This window comes from Mycobacterium sp. E2238 (assembly GCF_001672665.1).
Taxonomy (GTDB): Bacteria; Actinomycetota; Actinomycetes; order Mycobacteriales; family Mycobacteriaceae; genus Mycobacterium.
Genome location: NZ_LZKF01000016.1, coordinates 1 through 632 on the forward strand (window position 1 = coordinate 1; position 632 = coordinate 632).

Here is a 632-nt window from a genome sequence, read left to right on the forward strand (position 1 = left end):
ATCAACGACCCCGACCCCGGACCGGCATAAATCCGCGCCGAATTAACCTCCGGCGGAAGCGCCCCAAAATCAAACACCATTGACTCCTTTAACCCGTCGCGGCCGCGTTGGCCGCCTCAGTCACCGCGTACGATCCCGAGCTCATGCCCAGGGTGTTGACGAACATCTCGTGAATCGCCGTGGCTTGGGCGCTCACGGCCTGGTACATCTGGGCGTGCGAGGAGAACTGCGCCGCGGTCAGTGCCGACACCTCGTCCGCGGCGGCTGGCACCACCCCCGTCGTTGGGGCCACCGCCGCCGCGTTCTGCGCGCTCAGCGTCGAGCCAATGCTTTGTAGGTTGCTCGCCGCCACAGCCAACGCCTCGGGCTGCGTCGTGACAAACGACATTCGGATTCCCTCCCTATTCTCTAGGCCCGCTGGCCGTCGAGGAACGGTTTGCCGGTGGGCTTACCGCAGGCATGGCTTACTCGTGAGATTAATGGGGTCACGCCTTGGCTCGCCTCCCTAGTGCCGACTGTTCATTCGTGTACAACTCCCGTTCACCTCGGCTTTCCCTATCCGGCTGAGGGTGGGCGGGTTAGGACGCTGTAGCGGAAGCCGTATTTGTGGGAGTAGCCCGCGGCGGCGCCGG

General features: G+C 64.2%; 2 protein-coding genes. Both read right to left on the reverse strand.

The window, feature by feature from the left end; genetic code table 11:
- The coding region (locus A5711_RS27395) for a PPE domain-containing protein (RefSeq protein ID WP_156624280.1) at positions 1–77 on the reverse strand (77 nt) is incomplete at its 3' end.
- A gap of 11 nt (positions 78–88) precedes the next feature.
- Positions 89–388 (reverse strand): PE family protein, encoded by a 300-nt coding sequence (locus A5711_RS01160; protein ID WP_067943266.1) that lies wholly within the window; start codon positions 386–388, stop codon positions 89–91.
- Between the last annotated feature and the right edge of the window lie 244 nt (positions 389–632).

Coding starts and splice junctions, on each gene's coding strand:
- A5711_RS01160 (WP_067943266.1), bottom strand. CDS start 388: ATGTCGTTTGTCACGACGCAGCCCGAGGCGTTGGCTGTGGCGGCGAGC.